The following is a 24,969-nucleotide window of genomic DNA, read 5'->3' as shown; positions in this document are numbered from 1 at the left end:
CGGCGATCGGGTGAACGTCTACTGTCGGTCGAGAAGTGGACGTCTTCGCGCGGAGGCCGGAATGAGTCGCACCCCCCGTCACATCACCACCCCCGAACGGCGTGCCCGCCTCGCCCTCCGCCACCGCCTCACCCCGTCCACCCACGCCCCCACCCCCGAGGCCGTCGCCGACTCCCTCGTCGCCCTGCACGGCACGGACCCGGCGACGGTGTACCTGGCCGTGGGCGCGCGCCTCGCCGACTCCTCCGCCACCGTCCCGGAGACCAGCCGCGCCCTGTACGAGGACCGCACCCTGCTCCGTATGCACGGCATGCGGCACACGGTGTTCGTGTTCCCCGCCGGGCTGACCGCGACCGTGCACGCCTCCACCGGACTCGCCGTCGCCGCGCGTGAACGGGCCGCCCTGCTCAAGCACATGGCGACGGCGGGGGCACCGGACGCGGCCTGGCTGAAGGAGGTCGAGGGCGCGCTGCTGGCCGCGCTGGCGCTCCGCGGGCAGGCGACGGCGGCCGAACTCGCCGTGGACGAACCGAGGTTGAGGGAACAGTTCGTGTACGCGGCCGGGAAGAACTACGAGGGCGTCCACACCGTCTCGACCCGGCTGCTGAAGGTGCTGGGCGTGGAGGGGAAGGTCGTACGGGGCCGGCCGTTGGGTTCGTGGACGTCGAGCCAGTTCCGCTGGGCGGTGGCGCCGGAACACCCCGAGCTGGACGTCGCCGAGGCTCAGGCCGCGCTCCTCGGCCGCTGGCTCGCGGCATGCGGCCCCGCCACCGAGGCCGACCTGAAGTGGTGGACGGGGTGGCGGGTGACGGAGGTCCGCCGGGCGCTGACGACGATCGGCGCGGAGCCGGTCTCCTTGGACGAGGGCCCGGGTTACGTCGCCGCGGGCGACCTCGCCCCACTGGCCGGTCCCGCGGAGCCCTGGGCGGCCCTGCTGCCGGCCCTCGACCCGACGGCGATGGGCTGGCAGGCACGGGACTGGTACCTGGCCCCGGAGCTGCGCCCCGCGCTGTTCGACGGGAGCGGCAACGTGGGACCGACGGTGTGGTGGAACGGGCGGGTGGTGGGCGCCTGGGCACAGCGCCCCGACGGCGAGATCGCGTACCGGATCCTCGACCGGGAGGGCATCGGCCGGGACGCGGAGACCGCGATCGGGGTGGCGGCGGAACGGTTGCGGGGGTGGGTGGGGGCGACCCGGGTGACACCTCGGTTCCGGACGCCTATGGAGCGGGAGTTGGCGGGGTAGGGGCGATTCCGTCGGACTGGGCCGAGCCTCTTGCGCCCCGGCCGGCATCATCACCCAGCCCGTCCGGCGTTTGAGGACGAGGCCGTTCGGGCCGAAGCGGGGGGCGGGGGCGGCAGCCCCCGGTGACGCGAGCACTGACGCCGGGCGCCCAAAAAGACACAGGGCACCCGGCGTCGGAGTTCAGCGCGAGTACCGCATCAGCGCTCGGACCATGTGACACGTCGTGTCCGACGGGGCGTGGACGCCGATCAGTTCGGCGGTGCTGCGGATCGTCTCGTTGCGGGCCTGGTTCGGGACGTAGACGCCGGAGTCGAGCAGGGCGATCGCGAGCCGCATCGCCTTGAGGCGGCGGTTGTGCGTGACGTACCAGTCCCGCGGGCGCCCGGGCGGCAGCGGGCGCTTCTCCACGGGCACGTAGGGCAGGTCGAGTTGGACGGAGCGCTTCGCGGTGGACTGGGTCGGCAACGGCTTCGGCTTCAGTGCGGCAGCGGGCACGGACATCCTCCTGTCGCGATCAGGGCGCCGTCCGGACCGCCCGGCGACACCCTCGAACACTGCTTCTATTCTACTGCCCGCCACTGACAATCGCCCCTGGCCACAAGGCCTTTCGGGGGTGCTGTGACGCAGGTGGAAGACGGGTTCTCGCGTACCGTGAGTGGCATGGAGATCTGGATCAACCCGGCCTGTTCCAAGTGCCGCAGCGCCGTGAGTCTGCTCGACGCCGAAGGGGCCGAGTACACCGTCCGCCGCTATCTGGAGGACGTGCCGAGCGAGGGCGAGATCAGGGACGTACTGGAGCGGCTCGGGCTCGAACCGTGGGACATCACGCGCACCCAGGAGGCCGTGGCCAAGGAGCTGGGAGTCAAGGAATGGGCGCGGGACGGCAGTTCGCGGGAGCGGTGGGTGGCGGCGCTCGCCGCGCATCCGAAGCTGATCCAGCGGCCCATCATCACGGCGGAGGACGGCACGGCGGTGGTCGCCCGCAGTGACGAGGCCGTACGGGACGCGCTCACGCGCCGGGCGGCCCACTGAACCCTCGCGAACCTCAACCCCCTTGTGACGCACGTCACTTATGAGGCTCCTGTGTCCACTGAGTTACATCGTTCGGTATCCCGTACATAGCGGCGTACGCTCCCCTACCCCACAGGAGACGCGCATGTCGCGCAGGAGAACTGCCAGTACGAAAAAGAAGCTGGCGCTGCTGGTCACCGCCGCGGCGGTCGCGGGCGGCGGGGCCTTCGCCCTGGCCACCACGTCGAACGCGTCGCAGTCAACCGCGCAGAACGCCAAGACGCTGTCCGCCGCGAACTCGACGGTCTGCCAGGGGCTCGCCACCGCGCTCGGCAACAACCAGAAGTTCATCGACGGTCAACGCGCCGCGCCCGACGCCCAGTCGAGCGCGCGGATCGCCAACCGCGAAGCGGTCATCGCGCAGATCAAGGTGCAGCAGAAGGCGTCCGGTTGTGCGGTTGGGGAGTCGGCTCAGGACTCCCAGGTCGCACAGCCGGCGCAGTCGACGCCCGCGGGTTCCACACCGACCAAGGCGGCGACCCCGCCGGCCGGCAACACCGGCGGCGCCGCCGCCGCGGGCAGCCAGGTGTGCAACGGCTCGACCGTCACGCTCTCCGGCGAGGCCGGTGCGCCCGCCGCGTCCAGCAACCAGTTCCCGGCGGGTACGACGCTGAAGGTCACCAACCTGGACAACAACAAGTCCACGACGGTGAAGGTGACCTCGGTCTCCGGCAGCTGTGTCCTGCTGAACAACGCCGCGTTCGAACAGGTCCGTGAGCCCGGCAAGTTCCTCATCCGCCGCGCCCTGATCCAGAAGGTGGGGTGACGCCTCAGGTCCCAGAAAACCGGTGAGGTGACGGCCCTGTCGCTCGGGCCGCCACCAGGTACGTGTCACAGGTCCCGCTGCTTCCGGCCAGAAGCAGCGGGACCGACGCGTTTCAGCCGTCGGGGCCCGGCCAACCCCATCGCATACGAGCCGTCCGCCCGCGCCCGTCCGCCGCCCGTCCGCGCATGCGAACAGCGGGCTCACAGCCGTCTCCCCCGGCGTGCCGTGCGCAGCGCACGTGAATCGCGACACAGAGCCACCAGGTAACACGGGGTTCACGCTCGGGCAATGATCGGGAAATCGCATATTGACAGGCTGCCGGGCATGAATCGCGGCGCCCCAGTGCCGCTGCGCCGCAGCACCCGCAAGTGCGCCTAAAAGACCCACCCCCGAAGGATGTGGCCCGTGACCTTCAAGGCTGAGTACATCTGGATCGACGGCACCCAGCCGACGGCCAAGCTCCGTTCCAAGACGAAGATTCTGGCCGACGACGCCAAGGGTGCCGAGCTCCCGATCTGGGGCTTCGACGGGTCGTCCACGAACCAGGCCGAGGGGCACTCCTCGGACCGCGTGCTCAAGCCGGTCGCCAGCTTCCCGGACCCGATCCGCGGCGGCGACGACATCCTCGTCATGTGCGAGGTCCTCGAGATCGACATGACGCCGCACGAGTCCAACACGCGTGCCGCGCTCGCCGAGGTCTCCGAGAAGTACGCCGCGCAGGAGCCGATCTTCGGCATCGAGCAGGAGTACACCTTCTTCGACGGCGCCCGTCCGCTCGGCTTCCCCGAGGGAGGCTTCCCTGCGCCCCAGGGCGGTTACTACTGCGGTGTCGGCGCCGACGAGATCTTCGGCCGCGAGATCGTCGAGGCCCACCTGGAGAACTGTCTGAAGGCGGGTCTCGCGATCTCCGGCATCAACGCCGAGGTCATGCCCGGCCAGTGGGAGTTCCAGGTCGGCCCGGTCTCCCCGCTGGAGGTCTCCGACCACCTGTGGATCGCCCGCTGGCTGCTCTACCGCACCGCCGAGGACTTCGGCATCTCCGCGACCCTCGACCCCAAGCCGGTCAAGGGCGACTGGAACGGCGCGGGCGCGCACACCAACTTCTCCACCAAGGCCATGCGCGAGGGCTACGACGCGATCATCACCGCGTGCGAGTCCCTCGGTGAGGGCTCCAAGCCCCTCGACCACGTCAAGCACTACGGCGCCGGCATCGACGACCGTCTGACGGGCCTGCACGAGACCGCCCCGTGGAACGAGTACTCCTACGGCGTCTCCAACCGCGGCGCCTCGGTGCGTATCCCGTGGCAGGTCGAGAAGGACGGCAAGGGCTACATCGAGGACCGCCGTCCGAACGCCAACGTCGACCCGTACCTGGTGACCCGACTGATCGTCGACACCTGCTGCGCCGCCCTGGAGAAGGCCGGCCAGGTCTGATCCACCCGCGCTTGTCCAAGGAGGCGTCCACCGTCGTGGTGGGCGCCTTCTCGCGTTGTCAGTGGCGCATGCCATGGTGGGGGACATGGAGATCGACGGGGCTCTCGACATCAAGGTCGAGACGGAGAACGGGCAGACGCACAGCCGCATTTCCGCGCTACGGCTGCGGGAGCTGGTGGCGCGGATCGGTGGCGCCGGCGACCGTTTCCTGGTCGTGCAGCGGATACCGGACCTCCCTGACGTGTTCGCCCAGGTGTGGCACGAGCAGGGCGGGGACTACCGGCTCGAACACCGGCTGAGCGAGGACGGGTTCCACGGCACGAACCTGGACTCCCCGGACCGCGTGGCGGATCTCCTGACCGGCTGGGCACGGCAGACGGACGCCGGCTGGGACGCGGGCGTCGACTGGGAGCCGGTCGACCTGGGGCCCCGGGAGGAGGTGCCCGAGCTGCCGGACGAGGTGCGGGAGAAGGTCGAGGAGCGGGTCCGGACCCGGCTGCGCTGCGGCTACGACAGCCGGAAGATACTGACCGAGATCGCCGAGGACTACCTCGTCAAGGGCGACGAGCGGCCGGTGTCGCGCGCGCAGGCCTCGCGGCTGGTCGACCGGCTGTGGCTGGAGCGGGTGGCCGAGCAGGCGGTCTGGGAGGGTGTCACCGACCCGGACCGGCTCACCCGAGCCTTCGGGGCGCTGGACGCGACCGGCATCACCGCCCGGGAGAACTTCGCCTGCTGCCGGGGCTGCGGCCTCGCGGAGATAGGCGCGGAGCGGGAGGACGCCCGCGGTTTCGTCTTCTTCCACCAGCAGGTCACCGAGCACGCCGCCGAGGGGTACGGACTCGCCCTGCACTACGGCGGGTTCGACGGTTCGGCCGAGACCACCGCGACCGTCGGGCACGAGATCCTGGCCGCGCTCCGTGGAGCCGGGCTGTCCGCCGACTGGGACGGCGATCCGGACAAGGCGATCGACGTCAAACCGCTGACCTGGCACAAACGACTGGTGGGATGAGGGGCCGGGCGTCGACTTCACGCCAAGGAGGCGTCCAAGCTGTGAGAGGAGGGTCCTGTCCCGGGCCTGTGTCTGCTTCAATGGGCCCATGGCCAGCTATCAGAAGTGCAGCGCGACGGGTCGCCATGACCTCGAGCCCTTCTGGCCTTCCCGTCAGCACCATGACTTCGACCGGGTGTGTTGTCGCGCGATGAACGCGCCGGCCCTCTAAAGCCGTACCACCCTCGGCCTCCGGCCTGCGCGACTCGACGTACGTCCCTCGACGAACCTCTCGCGCGAAAGAGCTGACCTCTCATGGCGATCATCCGTTCCCTCCCCGCTCTTCCCTCCTCCCCCGCCCCGCTCGACGTCCCCGTGCCGAACGCTCCACGGCATCATCTGCGCGCCGTGGACCGGGACGAGGTGATCGACGTGGCGGAGTTCCTGCCCCCGGGCGCCACCTGGCTGCCCGCGCCCCCGCACACGCTGCCCACGCTGCCGGGGCAGCCGCCGATGGTCGGGTACCTCGTCCTCATCCCGGCCGACAGCCCGCACCTCACCCAGACCAGCCTCCCGGTCCCGCCCCTCCCCGACGAGGCCGAGCCCCTCGTCCGCATCGACACCGTGCAGCGCACCGCCCAGCTGAACGGCGCGGAACTCGACCTCACGTACCTGGAGTTCGAACTCCTCGCCCATCTCGTCGCGCACCCCAACCGGGTTCACACCCGCGACCAGCTGGTCACCACGGTGTGGGGCTACGGGCATGTGGGCGACGGCCGTACCGTCGACGTCCACATCGCCCGGCTGCGCCGCAAGCTGGGCGTCGAACACCGCAAGGCGATCCAGACGGTGCGGCGGGTCGGGTACAAGTACACGCCGCCGACAGCGCGTTGATCATCGGCGGTTCGGTGATCTGCTGATGGCAGATCGACGTTCCGTTCCGTGGGACCCGCGGGCAGAGTCGTCGGTATGAGACTTCTGGTGCTGGGTGGTACGGAGTTCGCGGGGCGGGCCGTCGTGGAGGCTGCCCTCGGTCGGGGCTGGGAGGTGACCGTCCTCAACCGAGGCCGGCACGAACCCCCGGCCGGGGTACGGGCGTTGCGGGGTGACCGCACCGCGCCCGGCGGGCTCGCCGCGCTGGCCGAGGGCGAGTGGGACGCCGTGATCGACACCTGGTCGGCGGCGCCGCGCGCGGTCGACGACGCGGCGCGGCTGCTCGCCGACCGGGTGGGCCGGTACGTGTACGTGTCGAGCTGCTCGGTGTACGCGTGGGCGCCGCCCGCGGGGTACGGCGAGGACGCGCCGCTCGTCGAGGGTGCCTCGCCCTCCGCCGACAAGACCGACTACGCGCGTGACAAGCGGGGCGGGGAGCTCGCCGCGCTCGGGGCGTTCGGGGCGGAGCGGTCGGTGTTCGCTCGGGCCGGGCTCATCCTCGGGCCGTACGAGAACATCGGGCGGTTGCCGTGGTGGCTGGGGCGGGTCGCGCGGGGTGGGCCTGTGCTCGCGCCCGGGCCTCGGGATCTGGCGCTTCAGTATGTGGATGTGCGGGATCTCGCGGAGTGGTTGCTCGGTTCTGTGGAGCGGGAGTTGAGCGGGGCGTACAACCTGATCTCGGCGCAGGGGCACGCGACGATGGGGGCGTTCCTGGACGCGTGTGTGCGGGTTACCGGTGGAGGGGCTGAGCTGCGGTGGACCGCGCCCGAGGTCGTGCTCTCCGCTGGGATCGAGCCGTGGACCCAGTTGCCGGTGTGGGTGCCGCCGGGGAGTGAGGGGTACGACGCGTTGCACAGTGCGGATGTGTCCCGGGCGGTGGCTACAGGGCTGAAGTGTCGTTCCGTTGACGAGACCGTGGGTGATACGTGGCGTTGGTTGCAGGATGTCGGTGGGGTTGCGCCTCAGCGACCTGATCGGCCGGTGGTGGGGCTTGACCCTGCTGTTGAAGCGAAGGTGCTTGGGGTTCCGGTCGAGGGGTGATCTGTTGTCTGCGGGCGCGTTGGGGCTGGTCGCGCCCGCGCGGCGGAGCCGCATATCGACACAGCCCCGCGCCCCTGAAGAACAAAGACACAAGGCACCGGTGTTGCCAGCGACACCCCCGCCTACGGTGGCCGGGCCCCGTGACCTGGCCAGCCTGTTCCGTGAGACTGGCCGTATGGACACGAACAGCGAGAGTGGGCGGGCCCGGGTCGTTCTCATGGCAGGGCTGCGTGCCCTCGGCCTCGCTCTCATCTCCCTCTACGGGTCGCTCGTCCTCCTGGTCCTGACCGTCGTGTCCCTGCTGGTCGTCCCGCTCGGTGTCGGGCTGATCACCACACCCTGGGTGCTCAGCGCCGTACGCGCCCATGCGAACCTGCGCCGGCTCCTCGCCGCGCAGTGGTGCGAGGTGCGGATTCCGGCGGCGTACCGGCCCATCCCGGCCGGTGCGCGGCCGTGGACCCGGACCTTCCGCATGCTCGGTGACCCCGCCACCTGGCGGGATCTGCGCTGGCTGCCCGTCGACATGATCGCCGGGTTCGTCACCGCGCTGGTGCCTGCCGCCCTGGTGTTCTATCCGCTGGAGGGCTTCGCGTTGGCGTTCGGGTTGTGGCGGGTGTTCACGGACGGGACGTATGTCGGGTGGTGGTACGGCTTCGTGCCGGTGGGCGGGCAGGGCAGTGCGCTGCTCGCGGGGCTTCTGGGCGTCGGGATCCTCGTCGCCTCCTACTTCCTCACCCCTCCGCTCCTCCGCGTTCACTTCCTGCTGACGCGTTCCCTCCTCACCCCGGGGCAGAGTCAACTCGCCGAGCGTGTACGGGTGTTGACCGAGACGCGGCGGGACGCGGTGGACGGTTCCGCCGCTGAGCTGCGGCGGATCGAGCGCGATCTGCACGACGGGGCGCAGGCCCGGCTGGTGGCGATGGGGATGGATCTCGGCACCATCGAGGCGCTGTTGGAGAAGAACCCGGCCAAGGCCAGGGAACTGCTCGTCCGCGCCCGGCAGTCCTCCGCCGAGGCCCTCGGCGAACTGCGCGACCTCGTGCGCGGTATTCATCCTCCGGTACTGGCCGAGCGTGGACTCGGGGATGCCGTACGGGCGTTGGCGTTGCGGATGCCGGTGGCCACCGAGGTGCGTGCGGAGCTCGGGGGCGGGCGGGCCGACGCGCCCGTCGAGTCGGCCGCGTATTTCGCTGTCAGCGAGGTGCTGACCAACGCCGTGAAGCATGCCGGTGCCGATCGGATCTGGGTCGACATGCGCCATGCGGAGGGGGTGTTGCGGATCTCCGTCACCGACAACGGTGGGGGTGGTGCCGCGGTCGGGGGCGGGTCGGGGCTCTCCGGAATCGAGCGGCGGCTGGGTACATTCGACGGCGTCCTGGCCGTCAGCAGTCCCGCGGGCGGTCCCACCATGGTGACCATGGAGATTCCGTGCGCGTTGTCCTAGCCGAAGACCTGTTCCTGCTGCGGGACGGGCTGGTCAGGCTGCTGGAGGCCTACGACTTCGAGATCGCCGCGGCGGTGGAGAGCGGGCCCGAACTCACCAAGGCGCTGGCCGAGTTGGCACCGGATGTCGCCGTGGTCGACGTACGGCTGCCGCCCACGCACACCGATGAGGGGTTGCAGTGCGCGTTGCGGGCGCGACGGGATCGGCCGGGGCTGCCGGTGCTCGTGCTGTCGCAGCACGTGGAGCAGTTGTACGCGCGGGAGTTGCTCGCCGACGGGACCGGCGGGGTGGGCTATCTGCTGAAGGACCGGGTGTTCGACGCGGAGCAGTTCGTGGACGCCGTACGGAGAGTGGCGGGTGGCGGGACGGTGATGGATCCGCAGGTCATTCAGCAGTTGCTGGCGCGGCGGGCGGCGGACGACCAGCCGCTGGGGCGTTTGACGCCGCGGGAGGTCGAGGTGCTGGAACTGATGGCGCAGGGGCGGTCGAACGCGGCGATCGCGGGGCAACTCGTCGTCACGGAACGGGCGATCGGGAAGCACACGTCCAATATTTTTGCCAAACTGGGACTGGAAGTCTCCGACGATGACAATCGCCGTGTGCTGGCGGTATTGGCCTATTTGGACCAAGGGCGCTGAGCACTACCTGTGAGTTGATCACAACTGCTGGTGTTTAAAGGGCAGTTGGGAGGGGACTTACCCAGGAATCTCTCATCAGTTTCTGAGACGGCTGAACACTCCTGTGACCGCCTGCGTATCAAAGGGCGCCGCTTCACTCCTGTCGGGCGCCTCGCTGCCCCGCAAGGAAGTCAGAGGAGTTCCATGGGACGCAATGATCGTAAACGCCGTACGCCGCTGGCCACCAAGGCCATTGCCGCATCGGCTGCCCTAGCGCTCGGTGGGGGCGGGCTGCTCTGGGCACAGATGAACGCTTCGGCGCACGAGTCCAACTCGTCGGGGCAGAACCAGACCAAGGCCGCGGCCGCCGCGGCGCAGGTCGCGACGATCGCCTGCCCGGACGTCGGCCAGCAGCTGACGAACGTGCCGCAGAAGGCCCGTCAGGGTGTCGCCACCGAACTGGCGAACCTCGACAAGCAGATCACCGAGGCCTACGCCCGACTCGCGTCGACGCGTCAGGCCCAGGCGAATGACGCGAGCTTCGTGCAGAACGCGATCGTCGGCCCCCTCAAGGAGAAGCGGGCCGCGACGATCGACCGCATTCGCATCGACATCCAGCGAGTGGGCGGCACCGTCAACGCCACCGCACTGAAGCAGCTCGCCGCCTGTACGACGCAGAACGCCACCAACACCACCACGGCAGGTGGGGGCGGCGGCAAGAACAACAACGGCGGCGGCAAGAACAACAACGGCGGGCAGAACAACGGCGGTGGGCAGAACACCGCCGCGCCGAGCGCGAGCGCCTCCGCGGCGCCCCCCGCCAACAACGGTGGCCAGGCCGGCAACGGCCCGACGGCGGCCGACTTCGTGGACATCACGAAGGTGGCGAACAACGTGCAGGCGAAGCCGCAGAACAGCGGCCAGGCTTCGACCGGCTCGTTCACCACCAAGTGCGGTGTCAACGCGAACAAGAACCACAACACCGACAACGTCATCGTGGCGCCCGGCGTGACCAACGGCGCGCACCACGAGCACGACTACGTCGGCAACCAGAAGGTCAACGCGTTCTCCACGAACGACTCGCTGCTGGCCGCCCCCTCCAGCTGCCAGAACCAGAGTGACCTCTCGTCGTACTACTGGCCGGTCGTGCGTGTGCAGGACGGCTCGCAGGAGTTCGACGCCAACGCGGACGGCGGTGGCAAGGAAGGCAACGTCGGCAAGATCCTGACCGCGCAGTCGGCGCAGATCAAGTACGTCGGTTCGCCGGCCAGCAAGGTCGTCGCGATGCCGCAGTTCCTGCGCATCATCACCGGTGACGCCAAGACCCTCACCAACGGTCTGGCCAACGCCAACGCGCACTGGAGCTGCACCGGCTTCGAGGACAAGGTCCAGCTGACGGAGCAGTACCCGATCTGCCCGCAGGGCAGCAACGTGGTCCGCACCTTCGCGTTCCAGAGCTGCTGGGACGGCGTGAACATCGACAGCGCCAACCACCGTACGCACGTGGCCTTCGCGGACCCGGCGAGCGGTGTCTGCGGGAACGGCTTCAAGGCCATCCCGCAGCTGACGATGCGCCTCGTCTACAAGATCACGCCCCCCACCCTCCAGGCGGACGGCACCGTGAAGAACGCCTACGCGGTGGACGGATTCCCGGAGCAGCTGCACAAGCCGTCGACCGACCACGACGACTTCATCAGCGTCACCAAGAACAACCTGGCGGCGAAGATCGCCAACTGCGTCAACTCCGGCAAGAAGTGCCAGTGAGCGCAGCTAGCCGGTAGGACCCGGTAGTACGAAGCGGGCGGTGGGATTCTCCCACCGCCCGCTTTCGTGTGTCCGTACAAAAGTTCAGCTGGTGTGCTTCGAGTGGTCGACGCCGATCTCCTCGTTGCCGCCGAGCGTGGTCTGCAGCTTCTTGACGATCTTGTCGGTGCCCACGGCGACCCACTTGCGGCCGACGAGGTAGAAACCGCCGTAGTCCTTGGCGTCGTTGATCCACTCGCGCTGGCCGCGGTCGGTGGCGAAGGTCGCGAGGACGAACTTGCCGTAGCTCATCTTGCAGATGGCCTGGCGGAGTTCGTCGGCGTCGGTCTGGATGTCGGGCGTGCACTTCACCTTGGCGGCCAGGCTCTCCAGGCTGCCGGTGGCCTCCGTCGGCACGGTCGCGGCCTTGGTGTCGGCACCGCAGCCCACCAGCGCCAGCGCCGCCGTGGCGCCGGCCACCGCGAGCATCGGTCGGGTCAACCTCATCTGTCGTTCCTCCGGTCGTCCGGTCAGCAGCATGCCGCAGTCGGCCCCGGCGAGGGGCCTTCTCATCCGATACGGCTGCGGAGCGCCCCGTGCTCAAATCCATGGTCCCCGGCTGGACGCGTGTGCGAGGGTGACGCCCATGGAACAGCATGTGGATCAAGACTGGGAAGACCGCGTGACCGCCGCCTGGGCGACCTTCGACGACTATCCGGAGGAGAGGGCGGCCGACTTCCGGTCCCTGATCGACGCGCTCGTCGCCGAACTCCCGGACGGCAGCCCGCTGGGGCCGTTCGAGCAGGCCTGCGCCTGGGACTCGACGGGGCATTCCGACCGGGCCGCTCCGCTGTACCGCGAGGCGCTCGCGCGCGGGCTGAGCGGGTACAAGGGGCGCCGGACGAAGATCCAACTCTCCAGCTCGCTGCGGAACATCGGGCAGGCGGAGGAGGGCGTCAAGCTGCTCACTCCCGAACTCGACGCCCCCTCGGACGAGTTGGACGACGCGGTCCGCGCGTGCCTCGCCCTGTGTCTGTCCAGCCTGGGCCGCGACCGCGAGGGCCTGTCCCTCGTGCTGGGCGCGCTGGCGCCCCATCTGCCGCGCTACCAGCGGTCGATGGCGAACTACGCACGGGCACTGGTCGAGCCCGAGGACTGACCGGAGCGCCGAGTCCCCCGGGCGGCGGTGACCAACTCACCATTCGCTCGTTTTGCTGAACGTGCAGTCACAGGATGTCGCCAAGCGCCCCGCAGCTTCACCCACCGACCCGGTCGTCGATGTCGAACAGGCCGAGGCCGCGCTCGTCGAGCACTATCCACGGCTCGTCCGGCTCGCCTATCTGGTGCTCCCCCCGAGCCTCGGCCGCAACCGGCGCGTCCTGACCGCGCACGCCCTCACCCAGCGCGCCCTGCCCAGAGGCCGCGCGTCGGCGTCCGTGATCCCGGCCCAGTCGACCGGCCGCGACGTCGACCCGGGCTACGCCTTCGTCCGCCTCCACGTCGTGCGTACGGCCCTGGAGGCGGGCCTCCCGCTGTCGTTCCGGTCGTTGCCCAAGCGCTCTCAACTCCCGCCGCTGCTCCCCCAGGTGTGGGGTCTGCGGCTCTTCCCGCGCTCGGGCGGCGCCGACGAACTCGCCCTGGACCAGCGGCTGTCGGCCCTCTCCGGCCCGGCCCGCGCGGTGTACGTGCTGCGCGGCCTGGAGAAGCTGCCCGACGGCGACGTCCGCAGGGTGCTAGCGGCGGCCGGCGTAGACGCAGAGGAGGTGGACGAGGCGCTGAGCGAGGCCGACGAGGCGCCCGCGCAGTACGAACTCCTCGACTCCCCCGAGTTCGACCCCTGTTCGCTGCACGCGCGGCCCACCGACCTGATGCGCCGCCGGCAGCACGGCAAGGCCGCGCTCGCCGCCGCGGCGGCCGTCGCCGTGTGCGGCGCGCTGCTCGCGCTGCCCGGCGACGGCTGGGGCCCGGACGGCGCCGCCGCACCCGCCTACGCGGAGAACCCGGCGTCCCAAGCCGCCCTGAAACCAGGCAAGTTGACGAGAATCGCGCCCACCGCGTGGACGGTGTCCGCGCGCAAGGACTTCTCCGTCTGGCCGGCCCGCGGCGACCTCACCGAGGACACCGCCCTGCTGCGCCGCGCCCTCGCCGTCTGGGCCCGCCCCGGCGAGTCCGTCCAGGTCTCGGCGACCCCCGGCACCCCCTCCGGCGGCCCCGCCGGGCCGCCCCAGCTCCTCTACGCCGGCACGGTCGACAACGCGCGCGTGGTGATCCTCTACGACGGTCTGCGCATCGCCCGTTACGCCGAACCGAAGGACGGCACCAAGGGCGCCGCGCTGGACTTCGCGCGGGTCGACGGCGCGACCGGGTCCGAGGCGAACGCGGTGGTCCTGGACCGCGCCGACGGCAACGTGCGCTATCTGACGGCCCCTTGGGTGAAGAAGGCGGCCATGCGCGATCTGCAGAAGCCGAACGCCGGCGCGCTGCCCATGACCCTCACCGACGGGATCACCTCACCGCTGGCCAGCCCCGCGCAGGCGACCGGCGCGTGCACGTCGTGGAACGTGCTCCAGCTGACCGACGACACCGGCACCCGCCTGATGAGCGACCTCGGCGAACTGGTCCCGGCGCACCTCACCGCCGGACGCCCCGGCGCGGTCCACGAGGTGTCCGGTGCGGCGGCCCAGCACGCCTGGGCGCCCTTCGCCTGCTCCCTCGGCGCCATGCGCTCACTGGGCGTACGGACCGTGAACGCCTGGCAGTTCGCCGAGCAGCCGCTGCCCGACGCGAGCGGCGCGGCCGACTGGGTGTGCACCCGGGCCGAGACCTGGCAGGGCGGCGGCGAGCAGGTGCTGGCGCAGTTCCGCACACCGGGCGGGATCTACGGCGCGGTCGCCGCGAAGGCCTCTGGCGTGGCGGCGTGCGGGGTGCGTGATCCGCATGTGCTGGCCGGTGTGCTGTGGAAGTCGGCGGCGGGCCACTGGTTCCTGCTGGCGGCGGGCAGCAAGGGCACGGAGTCCGTCACGGCGACGGGCGGGGTGACTGGCTCGGCCCGGGGCGGCCTGCTCGCCGTGAAGACCAAGCAGGGCGTACAGGCCGAGTTGAAGGGGACTCTGGACGACGGCACTACGATCGCGGGCCTGCGCTAAACGATCCGCGGGAAGGCCTGTTAAGTGCCGGGCGAGGTCTCGCGCCTTTAAGGGGCGCGGGGAACTGCGCGACCAACCACTACGGACCCGCACCCGAAGATCCTGGCCCTAGCTGACATCCGCGTCAACAAGTCCCCGCACAAGGGTTCCCCAGGGACTTACCCGTCAGTACATTGACGCCATGTCTAACACGCCGCTCAAGGCCCGAAAGGTGTCCTTCTCCTGGGAGGGCACCCCGCTGCACTGGGTGCCCGGCGATCCGTTCACCACGCACACGATCAACGTGCTGCACCTGCTGCTGCCCGCCGGTGAGCGGTGGTTCGTGCACGTCTACAAGCAGGTGCTGCCCCTCATCCGGGACGACCGGCTGCGCGAGGACGTGATCGGGTTCATCGGCCAGGAGGCGATGCACTCCCAGGCCCACGACGAGGTCCTCCCGCACCTGAGGGAACTGGGGCTCGACCCGACGCCGTACACCGCGCAGGTCGACTGGTTCTTCGAGAAGCTGCTCGGCGACCGCACCCTGCCGCCGGGCAAGGCCCGGAAGTGGTGGCTGCTGGAACGGGTCGCGATCATCGCGGCCATCGAGCACTACACGGCGTTCCTCGGCAACTGGGTGCTGAACGCCGAGGAGTTGGACCGGCGCGGCGCCGATCCGACCATGCTGGACCTGCTGCGCTGGCACGGCGCCGAGGAGGTCGAGCACCGCTCGGTCGCCTTCGACCTCTTCATGCACGTCGACGGCAGCTACCGGCGACGCGCACGGACCTGGGCGACCGCGTTCGCCGCGCTGATGTTCCTGTGGCAGCGCGGGTCCCGCTTCTTCATGGCGAACGACCCGACCCTCGTCGACGCGCACGTGAGCTTCAAGGACTTCTACGTCGCCGGAAAACGCGGCACCCTGCCCGCCACCGGCGACATGCTCAGGTCCATACCCCGCTACCTGAGCCGCGCCTACCACCCCTCGCAGGAGGGCAGCACCGAGCAGGCCGTCGCCTACCTCGCGTCCTCGCCCGCCGCGGTGGCCGCCGAGAAGAGGGCGGAGTAGTGCCGAAGCCCCTCACCGTCGCCGTCCTGGCCGGCGCCGCGCTCCTGACCCGCCGTGCGCTACGGCGCCGGGTGCGGGCCTCGCCGCTGTGGCCGCTGCCCGCGCTGGATCCGCCGATCTCCGGCCGACCGCGCTCACGGGCACTGAGGCTGCGGGTCGCCGCTCGGGAGACGGTGGCCGAGGGCGTCGTACAACTGCGGTTGGAAGGACGGGACTTGCCGCGCTGGGAGCCCGGGGCGCACATCGATCTGGTGCTGCCCTCGGGGCTGGTCCGGCAGTACTCGCTGTGCGGGGACCCGGCGGACACCTCGTCGTACACGGTCGCGACGCGGCTGGTCGAGGACGGGCGGGGCGGGTCGCGCGAGGTGCACGAACAGGTGCGGGTGGGCACGGAGTTGGAGGTGCGCGGGCCGCGCAATCGGTTCCCGCTCGCCGAGGCGCCCGCGTACGTCTTCGTCGTCGGCGGCATCGGGATCACCCCGGTGCTGCCGATGCTGCGGGCACTGCCGGAAGGCGCCAACTGGCGCCTCCTGTATGCCGGTCGGACGCTGGAGTCGATGCCGTTCCTCGACGAGCTGGCGGAGTTCGATGCGGGCCGGGTCACCGTGGTGAGCGGGCGGCGTCCCGAACTCGACGCGCTGCTCGCGGAGTTGCCCGAGGACGCCGCTGTCTACTGCTGCGGGCCCGAGGGGTTGATGGCGGCGGTGGAGGAACGGTTTCCGGGTGTGCGGCTCGAACGGTTCGCGCCCCGGGCCCCGTTGGGCGGTAACGCGGCCTTCGAGGTCGAACTGCGGCGCAGTGGGCGGACGTTGACCGTGCCCGCCGACTCCACCGTGCTCGCGGCCGTCCGCGCGGAGCTGCCGAACACCCTCTACTCCTGCGAACAGGGGTTCTGCGGAACCTGCCAACAGCGGGTGCTGGAAGGGGAGGTGGAGCACCGGGACGAGCTGCTGACGGACGCGGAGCGTGATGCCTCGATGCTGATCTGTGTATCCAGGGCCCGTGGTGAGCGAATCGTGTTGGACATGTGAACGACCTTGGGTGGACCGGGCCGTTGAGGTCCGGTTCCGATCGGTAAGGTGTTCGCATGAGTACCGGGGTTCGCCGCAGGATGGGAGTCGAGGAACGGCGACAGCAGTTGATCGGCGTCGCTCTCGACCTGTTCAGCCATCGCTCGCCCGACGAGGTCTCCATCGACGAGATAGCCGCGGCCGCGGGCATTTCCCGGCCGCTGGTCTACCACTACTTTCCCGGCAAACTCAGCCTGTACGAGGCCGCGTTGCAGCGCGCCTCGGACGATCTCGCCGGGCGGTTCGTGGTCGCCGAGGAGGGCTCGCTCGGGGGACGGCTGCTGCGGGTGATGGGCCGGTTCTTCGACTTCGTGGACGACCACGGGCCCGGTTTCGCGGCGCTGATGCGCGGCGGTCCGGCGGTCGGCTCGTCCACCACCAACGCGTTGGTCGACGGGGTGCGGCATGCCGCGTATCTCCAGATCCTGTCCCACATGAAGGTCGAACAGCCGCCCGCCCGGCTGGAGTTGATGATTCGCTCCTGGATCTCGCTGGTCGAGTCGACGGCCCTGATCTGGCTGGACGGCCGGCGCATCCCGCGCGCCGACCTGGAACGCCAACTCGTGCACGACTTCGGGGCGTTGGCGGCGGTGAGCGCGGCGTACGACGACGAACTGGCCGCGCTGCTGCGGGAGTCCCTCCGGAACGAGCCGGGCGACGGGCCGTTCACCGACCTCGTCGTCCGGCTGATCGCGCTGGCGTCCTAGCGGCCGTGGAACGGCTCTAGCGCTCGAACTTCCGGTAGGACGCGTCCAGTTCGCGCACCTCGGCGGAGGCGTGCAGGACGGAGCCGTCCTCGTCGATGTACTCGCGGAGGAGGTCCAGGACCTTCTCCGTCAGGCGCGCCTTGGTCTCCTCGGTGCGCCCGGCGAGCAGGCCGAGGGTGACGTGGACGACGGTGTGTCCCAGCTCGTCGAGACCCTCGTACCCGAAGGCCGTGTACTCGCTCGGGCGGAACTGGGTCTTGCACGACTCCGGCTTCGCGGCCGCGATATCGACCACCGCCTCGTGCAGCGCACGGGAGAAACCGTCCTGGTCGAAGGAGATCGTGTGGGAGTGGTCGACGGTGATCTGCGGCATGGGATTCCCCTGTTCTGGGCCGATAACGGGCTCACCTTAGCCGCAGCGCCAGCATCGCGATGTCGTCGTCCCGGTCGACGCCGAAGCAGTCGAGCAGGGTGTCGCACAGCGCGTCCAGGCCGGGCAGCGCGCCGGAGGCGGCCGCGCGGAGGTGTTCCATCGACACGGAGATGTCCGTGCCCCGGGTCTCGATGAGACCGTCGGTGATCATGAGGAGCCGGTCGGTGGGTTCGAGGAACAGTTCCGTGGGCGGCGGATGGGGCAGGCCCACGCCGAGCAGCGGGCCGGCCGCCTTGGCGTAGTCCGCGCTGCCGTTGTCCCGGATGATCAGCGGCGGGATGTGGCCCGCGTTGGCGATGAGGGTGCGCCCGGTGTCCGGGTCGACGAGGGCCAGGCACACGGTGACCGTGGTCTCCTGGTGATAGTGCTGGACCATCCGGTCCAGCCGCTCGGCGAGGATGCTCGGGTCGCTCTCGTCGACGCAGTAGGCGCGCAGGGCGTGCCTGATCTCCACCATGACGGTGGCCGCCTCCAGCGAGTGCCCGACGACGTCGCCGACGGCGAACAGCACTCCCCCGGCGACCTTCAGGACGGCGTAGAAGTCGCCGCCGATCTCGGTGTCCTGGGAGGCGGGCACGTACCGTACGACCGCGTCGACGCCCGGGAGTTCGGGCAGCCGGTCCGGCGTGGGCAGGAAGCTGCGCTGGAGGGTGAGTGCGACATGCCGCTCGACCTGGTACATGAGGAGCGGCTCGGCGGCGAGCGCGGTGGCCTGGGCGAGCTGCGCGAGCAGCGCCCCGGCCTCGGGGCCCACCCGGCGCAGCCCGCGGGTGGGGGCGGCGAGGCAGACCGGGGCCCTGCCCTCCTGGGTGAGGACCAGCGCCAGCCGGGCATCGTGTTCCACGCCGGGCCGGAAGAACCCGGTGGGCCACAGCGGCGCGGGCACGGTGGTGATCTGCACCCCGGACTGCCCCTGGGAGAGCCGTCGCAGCAGCCGGGCCACGGTCCGGTCGGCGTCCTCGCCCGGCAGCGCGACCGAGGTCCGGTCCCGCGGCAGGCCGCGGTACAACTGGTCGTCGCGGTCGAGGACGAACACGGCGGCGGGGGTGCCGGTGAGCCGTGCGGTGCCGTCGGCGGCGACCTCGACGAGTTCCTGGAGGGAGCGCGCCGCCTGGATGGTGACGATCATCTCCGACAGCAGCGTCAGCCGTCGTACGAGCGCCTGGTCGTCGGCGCGCAGCCGGGCGGCGCGGACCGCGGACCGGACCGCCGCCTCGATCTCCTCGGGCTCCGCGGGCACCGTCAGAAAGGCCTCGTCGCCCGCGTCGAGCGCCTGGCAGCGGTTGCTCGGGGGCGCGGCGAGGGCCGAGACGTGCACGACCGGCAGGCCCGCCATGCGCGGCCGCTCCTTGAGCAGCCGGCACAGGTCGAACCCGCTCATGTCCGGCAGGTGCACGTCGATCAGCGCCACGTCGGGCAGGTTCCCCTTGCGCAGCCGCACGTCGAGTTCGTCGAGCGCCTCGGCGCCGCTGCCGACCGCGAGGACCCGGTGGCCGGCGCGGCTCAGCACACTTTCGATCGCGAACCGGTTCGCCGGCTCGTCGTCCACGACCAGTACGGTCGCGTGCGTCAGTTTGCCGTTGACGTCCATTTTCTCAGACCTGGCCCTTTGACACACCGGTGGGGCAGGCCGGTGTCCACAGCCTGCCCCACTACGGTAATGCGCTTTCAGGGTGTCCGGGTGAATACCGCCACAGTGCGTCCCGGAACGACGAAGGTGCCCGAATTCTTCGCGTAGGAGGCCGACTTCACGGTGGCGTCCGCACCCGCCGCCTGCACCGGGTGCAGCCGGTAACCGGTACCGGCCAGGGAGCCCACCTTCTGCTCCCGCGCGCTCGGCGTCGCGTTGAACACGACGACGAGATCACCGAGTTCCATGGTGATGACCCCGGGCGTCTCGTCGGCCCCGGACAGCGGGAAGGACAGCTTCGACTGCACCTGCCCGGCCGTGCCGAGCGAGAACACACTCTCCGTCGTACGGATCTTCAGCAGATCCTGATACGCGGCGGAGGTCCCCTCGATCTGCCCGCAGCCGACCTTGACCGACGTCAACAGGCCTTTCGCGTACGGCCACTTGGACGCGTTGTCGGCCGCCATCGGCAGCCCCTGCCCGAAGCCGTTGCCGTCCGCGCAGTTCCAGTGGATCGCGTTGAACCAGTCACCGCTGTCGAAGGAGTTGCGGTCCAGGGACTTGGAGCGCAGCAGGTCGGTCCCGGCCTGGGACAGGGACGGTCCCTGCGACAGGGTGGCGGTGGCCATCGCGAGGACCTGCATCCGGGCCCGGTCGGCGGCGCTCGTCGTGGCGGGCAACTTGTAGGTCAGCGCGTCGAACAGCGACTCGTTGTCGTGCGCGTCGACGTAGGCGAGGGCGTCGCCGGGCGCGTCCGCGTAGCCGGCGGGAGCGCCGTTGTAGTCGATCTCGGCGCCGGTGACGTCCTTCCCGTCGGTGTCGGTGAACCGGTACTTGGCGAGGTTGCCGCTCAGGCCGACCTTGATGAGGTCCTGGTAGTGCAGGAGGCGGGCCTTCTGCTCGGCCGACGTGCCGTTCGCCGTAGAGGAGTTGGGGTCCGTGTAGAGCCCGGAGGCGAAGCCCTGGACCCCCGGGTCCTCGTCGAAGGGGCTGCCGCCGCGTACGGCGTCACGGGCCCGGTCGGAGAAGGTCGCGATGCCCGTGCCGGCCATGTTCTTCTGCGTGGCCTGCACGAAACGGGCGTCGTCGGCGACCTCGCCGAAGTTCCAGCCCTCGCCGTACATGATGATCTTCTTGCCGTCGACACCGTCCTTCGCGAGGGTCAGCGCGTCCAACGCCTTGCGTACGGCGAGGATGTTGGCCTTCGGCTGGTGCCCCATGAGGTCGAAGCGGAAGCCGTCGACCTTGTACTCCTTGGCCCAGGTGACCACGGAGTCGACGACCAGCTTGCCCATCATGGCGTTCTCGGTCGCCGTGTTGGCACAGCAGGTCGAGTTCGCCACGCTGCCGTCGGCCAACAGCCGCTGGTAGTAACCCGGCACGACCCTGTCGAGCACCGAGGTGTCGGCCTGCCCGCTGGCCGCCGTGTGGTTGTACACCACGTCCATGACGACCCGGAGCCCGTCCTCGTTCAGCGACTTGACCATCTCGCGGAACTCGACGGTACGACCGGTGCCGTCCGGGTCGGTCGCGTACGAACCCTCCGGGACCGTGAAGTGGTACGGGTCGTAACCCCAGTTGTAGGCGTCCTTCGCGGCGACGGCCGCCACGCACTCCTGCTGCTTCTCCGAGTCGGCGGCGTAGGAGGCGAGATCGCAGTCGGTGGCCGCCTGCTCGGACTTCTTCTCGGGGATGGTGGCGATGTCGAAGGCGGGCAGCAGATGCACGTACGACGTCCCGGACCTGGCCAGCTCCCGCAGATGCTTGGAGCCGTCGCTGTTCTTGTCCGTGAAGGCGAGATACGTGCCCCGGTCGGCGGCGGGGACGGTCTTGTCGTCGACCGAGTGGTCCCGGATGTGCAGTTCCTGGATCTCGGCGTCCTTCAGCGCCACCGCCTTGGGCTTCCTCAGGCCCGACCAGCCGCTCGGGGCAAGGGACTTGTCGGCGAGGTCGACGACGAGGCTGCGCTTCGAGTCGGTGGTGAGGGCGACCGAGTAGGGGTCGGTGACCTCGTTGGTGACGAGCTTGCGGACGGTCGGCGCCCACACCTTCACGACGTACCGGTACGGCTTGTTCTTCCAGGAGGCGGGACCGGTGACGGACCAGACGCCGGTGGTGGAGTTCCGGCTCATCTTCTTCAGCGACCCGTCGAGGTCGAGCTGGACGGACTGCGCGGTCGGCGCCCAAACCGCCAGCGTGGGACGGCCGTTGTGGAAGGTCGGTCCCAGGTCGGCCTTGGTCGCGGCACCGTACAGGTCGTCGAGCACTCCGGCGATCTGCACGCCGGTCGCGGCCAGCACGGCGCCGTTGACGGCCCGTTGGGAGGCGACGAGCTGACCGTTCAGGGCTTCCTTCACGCGGCCCCGGTCACGCGGATCGACGGACCAGGCCGTGTAGTCCTTCAGGTAGGGGAACTTGGCCTTCTGCGCGTCGGTGAGCGTGGTCTTGGACAGGCGCAGCCAGCGCTCGTCGCCGCTCGTCAGCGTGCCGTCCTTCACGGCGACCGAACCGTCGTGGGAGTAGAGGAGTTGGGTGGAGGCGGCAGCGTCCGAGCCGTTCCAGGCGACCGTGTTCCGGTCGATCCAGACCGCCTTGGAGGTGGTCAGGTCGAGGGCGGCCGCGCTGCCGGCGGGCTGCGGCAGGAGGTACTTCTCCTGGCCGTTCAACAGCCACACCTCGTTGCCGTTGGTCTTGATGTCCAGCGACTGGTCTGCGGAGAGATCCTTCTCGTCGCCCTTGTGGATGATGTAACTGAGGCTGGTGGCACCGGAGTTGAGCGGCACCTCGAAGACAGCGCCATAGGCGTCAGTCTTCACCGGTTGCAGCGGGCTCGACCAGTCCGTGGGGCTCGCGGCACCCGTCCAGACGTGCAGCCCCCAGCCGGAGTAGTCACCGTCCGCACGGTGGTAGTGGATGACGGCCTTGGTGGTGTCCTGCGCCGGGTAGTCGGGCCGCTGGGTCCCTACGGCCTCCTTGCCCTGCTCGATCCACACCTCACCGGTCTGCGTGACGTCGATCGAACGGTCGGCGGAGACGTCCTTGTTGCCGTCCTTGTCGATGACGAGGAAGCCGACGTTCGTCGCGCCGGGCTTCAACTTGACGTAGGCGAAGGCGCCGTAGGCATCGCGGCCGACGAAGGGATGGCTCGCGGGCCAGGTCGTCGCCTCACCGTCGGCGAGGTCGCCCCAGGCGTACAGGCCCCAGTTGTCGTAGTCGCCGTCGGTGCGCTTGTAGTGGACGACCGCGTAGTCGCGCGAGGAGGCGGTGGGGATCTCCTCGGCGGGCGGGGTGCCGGTGATGGAGGCTGCTGTCGCGCTGGCCGTACGCCCGGTCGAGTCGACGACAACTGCCTTGTAGCGCAAGGCGGTTCCGGCCGGAACGTCCTTCCCGACCGTCTGCGTGACCTTGTACGGGGCGTGGTCGGCGGAGCCCAGCGTCTGCCACTTGCCGTTGCCGGTCTGGGCGGCGAAGACGACCCGGTTGAGCTGACCGCCCGTGACGTCGGCGCTCACCTCGACGGTGCCGGTGGCTCCCGCGTCAGGGGCCTTGAGGGTGATCGTGGGCTTGGTGACGGGCTTGGCGAGCGCGCCGGCCGCTTTGAGGACGACCGCGGCACCGGCCGGGACGGTGACGCTGACCTTGTTGTCGGCGCCGCTCGTCGCGGTGGCCGAAGTCCCGTAGATCCCCCGGTACTTCATGTCCGGCGAACCGGTCGCGAAGGTCACCGTCTGCGCGGTGTCGGCGTTGTTGAGGGCGACGACGTATTCGTTCTTGTCCGATCCCGTGCCCGTCCGTGTGAAGGCGTAGACACCGGCGCCGTCGGCCGCGTAGCGCTCGGTCTGGACGCCGTCGGTGAGGGCGGGGTTGTCCTTGCGCAGCTTCGAGAGTGCGGCAATTTGCTTGTACAGCGGGGCAGTCGAGTCGTACGAGTCGCTGGCGGCGGTCCGGTCGGTGCCGATCTCATCGTCATCGAGATAGTCGGCGACCTTCGACGCGAACATCGGCTGGCGGGCGTCCTTGTCGCCGCCGGAGCCGGTGAAGCCCTGTTCGTCGCCGTAGTAGACGACGGGGTTGCCGCGGCTGAGGAACATCAGCTCGTTCGCCAGCTTGTCCTTGGCGAGGAGTTCGGCGTCGGTGGCCTTCGGGTTGTCCTGGTCGAGGAAGTAGCCGATGCGGCCCATGTCGTGGTTGCCGAGGAAGGTGACCTGCTCGTACGCGTTCGCCTTGTCGGTCGTGTACTTGTAGTCGTCGCCGAAGACACTCTCGAGCTTCTGCGCGCTGCCGCCCTGCGAGGCGTAGGCACGGGCCGCGTCCTGGAAGGGGAAGTCGAGCGTGGCGTCCAGGCGGCCCTGGGTGACGTAGGGCGAAGTGACGGAGGTGTCGGCGGAGTAGACCTCGCCGAACATGAAGAAGTTCTTCCGGCCGTGCTGCGCCGCGTAGGTGTCGAGTGCGGTGGCCCACTGGGTCCAGAAGTCCATGTCGACGTGTTTCACGGTGTCGATGCGGAAGCCGTCGATGTCGAAGTCGCGGACCCACTTCTCGTAGATCTTCTCCATGCCGCTGACGACCTCGGGACGCTCGGTCCACAGGTCGTCGAGGCCGGAGAAGTCGCCGTAGGTGGCGTTCTCGCCGACGTAGGTCGAGTCGCCCCGATTGTGGTACATCGTCGGGTCGTTGAGCCAGGACGGGACCTTCACGTCCGCCTTGTCGGCGGGGACGGTCGGGGTCTTCGGGAAGGAGGAGGCGGAGACGGAGGGAAAGGTCTTCTTGCCGTCCGCGTAGTCGGCGTCGTCGAAGGGCTGCCCGTCCTTGGTCAGGTACGGGAAGGCGCCCTTGGAGAGGTAGTCGTAGGACTTGCCCTCGTAGTCGACGACGTCGGCGGTGTGGTTGGTGATGACGTCGAAGAAGACCTTCATGCCCTTGGCGTGGGCCTTGGAGATGAGGGCCGCCAGGTCCTTGTTGGTGCCGAAGTGCGGGTCGACCTTGGTGAAGTCCGTTATCCAGTAACCGTGGTAGCCGGCGGAGGCGTCGGCCCCCGTCCCCTGCACGGGCTGGTTCTTGAAGATCGGGGCCATCCAGATGGCGGTGGTGCCGAGGCCCTTGATGTAGTCGAGCTTCTTCGTCAGACCCTTGAGGTCGCCGCCCTGGTAGAAGCCCTTGTCGGTGGGGTCGTAGCCGGTACTGAGACGTGAACCGGTAAGCCCGCCGAGGTCGTTGGAGGTGTCGCCGTTGGCGAACCGGTCCGGCATCACGAAGTAGAACTGCTCGCGGGTGTCGTCGTGCCGGGCGGGCGTCGCGGCCAACTTCGCGTCGGACGGGGGTGCGGGCGGGGCCGCCGCGTGGGCCGCGAGGGGTTGGAGGAACACTGCCGCGAGGACGGTCGCGGCGAGGGCCGCGATCCATGTCGGGGACGGGGTGCGGCGTGCCGTGAGCGGGTTCGGCGAAGGCCGCTGCGGTTCGGCAGCGCCCCAAAGGGGCGCGGGGAACTGCGCGGCCGACCACGACCGCGCCGCGGACGACGGACGACGCGTCCCTGCACTTCCAGCGGAGCGCCTAGGCGCCGGCCATCTCGGTATCACAGGCGTGAACTCCTTGCGATTACGGCTCAGTTCGGGTCCGACCCCGGCGAGACCGTATCGCCGACGCAAGGGT

General features: G+C 69.8%; 20 protein-coding genes. 15 read left to right on the top strand and 5 right to left on the bottom strand.

The window, feature by feature from the left end; all coding sequences use genetic code 11:
- Nucleotides 1-61 precede the first annotated feature (61 nt).
- Nucleotides 62-1,246 carry a winged helix DNA-binding domain-containing protein gene (locus OG714_RS36475; protein ID WP_406127511.1) on the top strand — a complete coding sequence of 395 codons (1,185 nt, stop codon included), beginning with the start codon at nucleotides 62-64 and terminating at the stop codon, nucleotides 1,244-1,246.
- Nucleotides 1,247-1,426: 180 nt separating this feature from the next.
- On the opposite strand, the gene OG714_RS36470 is transcribed toward OG714_RS36475, so the two are convergent.
- Entirely contained in the window at nucleotides 1,427-1,741 is a 315-nt protein-coding gene (locus tag OG714_RS36470) for a hypothetical protein (RefSeq protein ID WP_033284269.1), read from the bottom strand.
- 165 nt (nucleotides 1,742-1,906) lie between these two features.
- On the opposite strand from OG714_RS36470, the gene OG714_RS36465 reads away from it, so the two are divergent.
- The 9 genes from OG714_RS36465 to OG714_RS36425 all read left to right on the top strand — a co-directional run bounded on the left by OG714_RS36465 (nucleotide 1,907) and on the right by OG714_RS36425 (nucleotide 11,304).
- The gene (locus tag OG714_RS36465; protein ID WP_406127509.1) at nucleotides 1,907-2,278 is read left to right on the top strand and encodes an arsenate reductase family protein; all 372 of its coding nucleotides are present in this window, start codon (nucleotides 1,907-1,909) and stop codon (nucleotides 2,276-2,278) included.
- A 124-nt stretch (nucleotides 2,279-2,402) separates the two neighbouring features.
- Nucleotides 2,403-3,083 (top strand): hypothetical protein, encoded by a 681-nt coding sequence (locus tag OG714_RS36460; protein WP_406127507.1) that lies wholly within the window; start codon nucleotides 2,403-2,405, stop codon nucleotides 3,081-3,083.
- 405 nt (nucleotides 3,084-3,488) lie between these two features.
- Nucleotides 3,489-4,517 (top strand): glutamine synthetase, encoded by a 1,029-nt coding sequence (gene glnII / locus OG714_RS36455; RefSeq protein ID WP_405993790.1) that lies wholly within the window; start codon nucleotides 3,489-3,491, stop codon nucleotides 4,515-4,517.
- Between the two features lie 85 nt (nucleotides 4,518-4,602).
- A complete protein-coding gene (locus OG714_RS36450; protein WP_406127505.1) occupies nucleotides 4,603-5,526 on the top strand; it encodes a DUF6891 domain-containing protein in 924 nt (307 codons plus the stop codon).
- Between the two features lie 294 nt (nucleotides 5,527-5,820).
- Nucleotides 5,821-6,399 (top strand): winged helix-turn-helix domain-containing protein, encoded by a 579-nt coding sequence (locus tag OG714_RS36445; RefSeq protein ID WP_406127503.1) that lies wholly within the window; start codon nucleotides 5,821-5,823, stop codon nucleotides 6,397-6,399.
- A gap of 75 nt (nucleotides 6,400-6,474) precedes the next feature.
- Nucleotides 6,475-7,479: an NAD-dependent epimerase/dehydratase family protein gene (locus OG714_RS36440; protein WP_406127501.1), complete on the top strand. Its 1,005-nt coding sequence runs from the start codon at nucleotides 6,475-6,477 to the stop codon at nucleotides 7,477-7,479.
- Nucleotides 7,480-7,654: 175 nt separating this feature from the next.
- Nucleotides 7,655-8,923 carry a sensor histidine kinase gene (locus OG714_RS36435; protein ID WP_406127499.1) on the top strand — a complete coding sequence of 423 codons (1,269 nt, stop codon included), beginning with the start codon at nucleotides 7,655-7,657 and terminating at the stop codon, nucleotides 8,921-8,923.
- A complete protein-coding gene (locus OG714_RS36430) occupies nucleotides 8,908-9,561 on the top strand; it encodes a LuxR C-terminal-related transcriptional regulator (protein WP_406127497.1) in 654 nt (217 codons plus the stop codon). The genes OG714_RS36435 and OG714_RS36430 overlap by 16 nt, the downstream gene beginning before the upstream one ends.
- Before the next feature lie 183 nt (nucleotides 9,562-9,744).
- On the top strand, nucleotides 9,745-11,304 hold the full coding sequence (locus OG714_RS36425) for a DUF1996 domain-containing protein (protein WP_406127495.1): 1,560 nt from the start codon (nucleotides 9,745-9,747) through the stop codon (nucleotides 11,302-11,304).
- 84 nt (nucleotides 11,305-11,388) lie between these two features.
- Here OG714_RS36425 and OG714_RS36420 read toward each other — a convergent pair whose 3' ends face one another.
- Entirely contained in the window at nucleotides 11,389-11,790 is a 402-nt protein-coding gene (locus tag OG714_RS36420) for a hypothetical protein (protein WP_406127494.1), read from the bottom strand.
- 139 nt (nucleotides 11,791-11,929) lie between these two features.
- On the opposite strand from OG714_RS36420, the gene OG714_RS36415 reads away from it, so the two are divergent.
- The 5 genes from OG714_RS36415 (at nucleotide 11,930) to OG714_RS36395 (ending at nucleotide 17,254) form a co-directional block, all read left to right on the top strand.
- Nucleotides 11,930-12,442: a tetratricopeptide repeat protein gene (locus OG714_RS36415; RefSeq protein ID WP_406127492.1), complete on the top strand. Its 513-nt coding sequence runs from the start codon at nucleotides 11,930-11,932 to the stop codon at nucleotides 12,440-12,442.
- A 61-nt stretch (nucleotides 12,443-12,503) separates the two neighbouring features.
- Nucleotides 12,504-14,429 (top strand): hypothetical protein, encoded by a 1,926-nt coding sequence (locus OG714_RS36410; RefSeq protein ID WP_406127490.1) that lies wholly within the window; start codon nucleotides 12,504-12,506, stop codon nucleotides 14,427-14,429.
- A 181-nt stretch (nucleotides 14,430-14,610) separates the two neighbouring features.
- The gene (locus OG714_RS36405) at nucleotides 14,611-15,477 is read left to right on the top strand and encodes a metal-dependent hydrolase (protein ID WP_406127489.1); all 867 of its coding nucleotides are present in this window, start codon (nucleotides 14,611-14,613) and stop codon (nucleotides 15,475-15,477) included.
- Entirely contained in the window at nucleotides 15,477-16,508 is a 1,032-nt protein-coding gene (locus tag OG714_RS36400; RefSeq protein ID WP_406127488.1) for a PDR/VanB family oxidoreductase, read from the top strand. Before OG714_RS36405 ends, OG714_RS36400 begins: the two co-directional genes overlap by 1 nt.
- 56 nt (nucleotides 16,509-16,564) lie before the next feature.
- Nucleotides 16,565-17,254, top strand: a complete 690-nt coding sequence (locus OG714_RS36395) for a TetR/AcrR family transcriptional regulator (RefSeq protein ID WP_086021728.1) — start codon at nucleotides 16,565-16,567, stop codon at nucleotides 17,252-17,254.
- A gap of 16 nt (nucleotides 17,255-17,270) precedes the next feature.
- Here OG714_RS36395 and OG714_RS36390 read toward each other — a convergent pair whose 3' ends face one another.
- The 3 genes from OG714_RS36390 to pulA all read right to left on the bottom strand — a co-directional run bounded on the left by OG714_RS36390 (nucleotide 17,271) and on the right by pulA (nucleotide 24,716).
- The gene (locus OG714_RS36390) at nucleotides 17,271-17,627 is read right to left on the bottom strand and encodes a 5-carboxymethyl-2-hydroxymuconate Delta-isomerase (protein ID WP_406127486.1); all 357 of its coding nucleotides are present in this window, start codon (nucleotides 17,625-17,627) and stop codon (nucleotides 17,271-17,273) included.
- A gap of 31 nt (nucleotides 17,628-17,658) precedes the next feature.
- Nucleotides 17,659-19,278, bottom strand: a complete 1,620-nt coding sequence (locus tag OG714_RS36385) for a SpoIIE family protein phosphatase (RefSeq protein ID WP_406127485.1) — start codon at nucleotides 19,276-19,278, stop codon at nucleotides 17,659-17,661.
- A gap of 77 nt (nucleotides 19,279-19,355) precedes the next feature.
- Complete coding sequence (pulA, locus tag OG714_RS36380; RefSeq protein ID WP_406132078.1) at nucleotides 19,356-24,716, bottom strand: pullulanase-type alpha-1,6-glucosidase; 5,361 nt, start codon at nucleotides 24,714-24,716, stop codon at nucleotides 19,356-19,358.
- Between the last annotated feature and the right edge of the window lie 253 nt (nucleotides 24,717-24,969).

It is taken from the genome of Streptomyces sp. NBC_00989 (genome assembly GCF_045162655.1).
In the GTDB taxonomy this organism is placed as follows: domain Bacteria; phylum Actinomycetota; class Actinomycetes; order Streptomycetales; family Streptomycetaceae; genus Streptomyces.
This window is presented reverse-complemented; position numbering and strand designations above follow the sequence as displayed.